We start from the raw sequence: 3,865 nt of genomic DNA, 5'->3' as shown, positions 1-3,865 counted from the left end.
CACAGCCTTCCGAGCGGAGCTCGGCAAATAGCGCTGTAGACTGGCACGGTTGCGCTCGTAACGCCTTCCGCTAGGGCGGGTGAGGGAGAGCGCCGACACACCGATCCCCATGCATCCCTAGGAGATGTCGTGTCTGAAGTACGTATCGCCGCCGAGCCGCGCACCACGTTCGGCAAGGGCGCCGCTCGCAAGATCCGCCGCGCCGACAAGGTGCCCGCCGTTCTCTACGGTCACGGCATCGACCCCAAGCACCTGACCCTGCCCGGCCACGAGGTGCTGCTCGCGCTCCGCACGCCCAACGTGCTGATCCACCTCAAGGGTGAGGGCGTCGACGAGCTGGCCCTGCCCAAGGGCGTTCAGCGCGACCCGATCAAGGGCTTCGTCGAGCACGTCGACCTGCTCCTGGTCAAGCGCGGCGAGAAGGTCACCGTCGAGATCCCGGTCACCACGGTCGGCGACGTCCACACCGACGGCCTGCTCGACCAGCAGCTCGTCGCCGTGGCCGTCGAGGCCGAGGCCACCCACATCCCGACCGGCGTCGAGGTCGACGTCGAGGGCCTGGAGGTCGGCACCGCCATCACCGCCGGTGAGCTCCAGCTCCCGCAGGGCGCCACGCTGGTCGCCGACCTGGACACCGTCATCCTCCAGGTCATCGCCAAGCCGGTCGAGGCGCCGGAGGAGGGCGAGGGCGAGGTCGCCGAGGCCCCCGCCGCCGAGGGCGAGACCGCCGAGGCCCCCGCCGCCGAGTAACGGGTCCGATTCGTGAACGGGGTGGCCGGACTCGAGCCGCCCCGTTCCGCTGTGAGGGGTGCAAATGGATCGCTGGCTGATCGCCGGACTGGGCAATCCGGGGCCCGAGTACGCGGGCAACAGGCACAACGCGGGCTTCATGGTGCTCGACGAGCTCGCGGCCAGGGCAGGCGGGCGGTTCAAGGCGCACAAGAGCAGGGCCGAGGTCTGCGAGACCAGCACCGCCATCCTGGCCAAGCCCCTCACTTACATGAACCTCTCCGGCGGACCCGTCAAGGCGCTCTCCGACTTCTACAAGATCGGCCCTGACCGGCTGATCGTCGTCCACGACGAGCTCGACGTCCCGTACGGCGCCCTCCGGGCCAAGCTCGGCGGTGGCGACAACGGCCACAACGGCCTCAAGTCGATCACCAAGGTCCTCGGCACCCGCGACTACCTGCGTGTCCGCTTCGGCATCGGGCGGCCGCCCGGCCGCATGGACCCCGCCTCCTTCGTGCTCAGGGACTTCGCCACCATGGAGCGCAAGGACCTGCCCTTCCTCGTGGACCGGGCGGCCGACATCGTGGAGTCGCTGATGACCCGCGGCCTGGAGGTCACCCAGAACGACTTCCACCGGTCTGATCTCCACATTTCGGGCCCTCCACGCTGATCGCCGCATAGGTCCGTTCACGGGTTCCCGGCCTCCGGTACCGCTACGATCGGTGACTGTCTGTTCAGGACCGGTCACCTGGAGGCACGAGTGCGCGGTGAGGGACTCATGACCGTCGTCAGACCTGGCCACGCGGCCTCCTGGCGGGTCGGCCCGCGCACGCCCACCTGGGTCCGCTCCTACCGGTTGCGTGCCGTGCTGGCCGACCTCTGCGGCGCGGCGGCCGGGGCCGGGATCGCCTTCTACGGGCGCTTCGGCGGGCTCACGCCGTACGTGCTGCCGTACCTGCTGGTCAGCCTGGCCCTGCCGGTGGCGTGGGCGTGCGCGGTGGCGCTCAACCGGGCCTACGAGCCGCGCATGCTCGGCGTCGGCTCCGAGGAGTTCCGCAGGGTGATGCAGGCGGGCGTGGCGCTGACCGCGGGCACCGCCATCGGCTCCTACGTGACCAAGACCGACGTCGCCCGCGGCTACGTCGTGCTCGCGCTGCCGCTGGTCACGCTGCTCACGCTGATTCTCAGGTACGCCCTGCGCCGCGCCCTGCACCGCCGCAGGGCGGCGGGAGAGTGCATGCGCAAGGTCGTCGCGGTCGGCCACGCCGCCTCGGTCGAGGAGCTGGTGCGGCTCTTCAAGAGGGAGCGCCACCACGGCATGGACGTCGTGGCCGCCTGCCTGCCCGGCGGCACGCCCGGCGACCGCGTGGGCGAGGTGCCTGTCGCGGGCGACCTCAGCGACGTGCCGATCGTGGTCGAGCAGGTCGCCGCCGACACCGTGGCCGTGCTGGCCTGCCCCGAGATGGACGGCCAGGCGCTGCGGCGGCTGGCCTGGCGGCTGGAGCGCACGCACACCGAGCTGGTGGTGGCGCCCGCGCTGATGGACGTGGCCGGGCCGCGCACCACGATCAGACCGGTCGCCGGGCTCCCACTGCTCCACGTGGAGCATCCCGAGCTGGCCGGGGCACGGCAGCTGGTCAAGAACATCTTCGACCGGATGGTGGCGGCCGCGCTCCTGGTGCTGCTCACGCCCCTGCTGGCGGGGCTGGCGGTGGCCGTACGCGCGACGAGCCCGGGGCCCGCGCTGTTCAGGCAGACCAGGGTGGGCCGGGATGGCCGGCTGTTCACGATCCTGAAATTCCGCACCATGCGGCGCGGCTCGGAGCAGCAGAAGATCACGCTGGTCAGCGACCGCGAGGGTGTGCTGTTCAAGATCAGGAACGATCCGCGGGTCACGCCGCTGGGCACGCGCATGCGCCGCCACTCCCTCGACGAGCTGCCGCAGCTCATCAACGTCGTGCTCGGTCACATGTCGCTTGTCGGCCCTCGCCCTCCGCTGCCCGACGAGGTGGTGCGTTACGGCGACGACGTGCGGAGGCGCCTCCTTGTACGGCCCGGGCTGACCGGGCTGTGGCAGGTCAGTGGTAGATCTGACCTATCTTGGGAGGAATCCGTACGTCTCGACCTGCGTTACGTTGAAAACTGGTCCCTCACGCTCGACCTCCAGATCCTGTGGAAAACCTGGTCGGCCGTCGCCCGCGGGCAAGGAGCTTATTGATGACGATTCGCGACGACCACGCACTCGCCGCTGATCTGGCCGCAGAGGCGGGCGAGCGGCTGCTGCGGGTTCGCGAGCGCACGGGTTTCGCCGACCCGTCCGCGCTGCGTGCGGAGGGCGACCGCTCCTCCCACGTCTTCCTCATGGAGTCGCTGGCCAGGCTCCGGCCGAGCGACAGCGTGCTGTCGGAGGAGGCCACGCGCGAGGAGCGGCTCGACCCGCGCAGGCTCAGCGCGTCGCGGGTGTGGATCGTCGATCCCCTCGACGGCACCCGGGAGTTCTCCGAGGAGGGCCGGTCCGACTGGGCCGTCCACGTCGCGCTGTGGGAGGGCGGCAGGCTGACCGCGGGCGCCGTGGCGCTGCCCGCGCAGGGCCGTACGCTGAGCACGGCCGAGCCGCCCAAGCCGCCCTCCTATGACGGGGGGCGCTTCCGCATCGCGGTGAGCCGCACGCGGCCGCCCGAGTTCGTCCAGAGGCTGGCCTACCTCGCCGGGGCCGACCTGGTGCCCATCGGGTCCGCCGGGGCGAAGATCTCGGCGGTGCTCACCGGCGAGGTCGAGGCGTACGTACACGCCGGGGGTCAGTACGAGTGGGATTCCGCCGCGCCCGTCGCCGTCGCCCAGGCAGCCGGGGCTCACGTGAGCCGGATCGACGGCTCCAAGCTGACCTACAACCAAGCCGACCCCTCACTACCGGATATCCTGGTTTCCCTACCTGAGCTGGCGACATCACTGCTCGCCGGGATTCGGGACCTGCACCGCTAAACCGCCGGAGGAAGCTCCCATGCTCCAGCGCGACTACACGACGTCGCAGCTCGACGTGCTCGAAGCCGAGGCCATCCACATCATGCGCGAGGTCGCGGCCGAGTTCGAGCATCCCTGTCTGCTCTTCTCCGGGGGCAAGGACTCGATCGTCATG

At 70.6% G+C, this 3,865-nt stretch carries 4 protein-coding genes and 1 pseudogene; all 5 read left to right on the top strand.

All coding sequences use genetic code 11. The annotated features are described in order from the left end of the window. Nucleotides 1-129 precede the first annotated feature (129 nt). Nucleotides 130-750 carry a 50S ribosomal protein L25/general stress protein Ctc gene (locus AB0J64_RS53220; RefSeq protein WP_364045526.1) on the top strand — a complete coding sequence of 207 codons (621 nt, stop codon included), beginning with the start codon at nt 130-132 and terminating at the stop codon, nt 748-750. A 64-nt stretch (nt 751-814) separates the two neighbouring features. After that, nucleotides 815-1,399: an aminoacyl-tRNA hydrolase gene (gene pth / locus AB0J64_RS53215; RefSeq protein WP_364045524.1), complete on the top strand. Its 585-nt coding sequence runs from the start codon at nt 815-817 to the stop codon at nt 1,397-1,399. Between the two features lie 108 nt (nt 1,400-1,507). Beyond that, nucleotides 1,508-2,947, top strand: a complete 1,440-nt coding sequence (locus AB0J64_RS53210) for a sugar transferase (protein ID WP_364045522.1) — start codon at nt 1,508-1,510, stop codon at nt 2,945-2,947. Next, a complete protein-coding gene (locus tag AB0J64_RS53205; protein WP_364045520.1) occupies nt 2,947-3,711 on the top strand; it encodes a 3'(2'),5'-bisphosphate nucleotidase CysQ in 765 nt (254 codons plus the stop codon). Before AB0J64_RS53210 ends, AB0J64_RS53205 begins: the two co-directional genes overlap by 1 nt. 19 nt (nt 3,712-3,730) lie before the next feature. Continuing rightward, nucleotides 3,731-3,865: pseudogene (locus tag AB0J64_RS53200) on the top strand (sulfate adenylyltransferase small subunit); the annotation flags it as partial.

The sequence above is a fragment of the Nonomuraea sp. NPDC049695 genome (genome assembly GCF_040674955.1).
In the GTDB taxonomy this organism is placed as follows: Bacteria; Actinomycetota; Actinomycetes; order Streptosporangiales; family Streptosporangiaceae; genus Nonomuraea; species Nonomuraea helvata.
The sequence above is the reverse complement of the archived record's forward strand: the minus strand, read 5'-3'. Positions and strand labels throughout refer to the sequence as shown.

What these genes read in the sequence shown, in the direction of transcription:
- AB0J64_RS53210 (WP_364045522.1), top strand. Translation starts at nt 1,508, where the DNA reads ATGACCGTCGTCAGACCTGGCCACGCGGCCTCCTGGCGGGTCGGCCCG.
- AB0J64_RS53205 (WP_364045520.1), top strand. Translation starts at nt 2,947, where the DNA reads ATGACGATTCGCGACGACCACGCACTCGCCGCTGATCTGGCCGCAGAG.
- pth (WP_364045524.1), top strand. Translation starts at nt 815, where the DNA reads ATGGATCGCTGGCTGATCGCCGGACTGGGCAATCCGGGGCCCGAGTAC.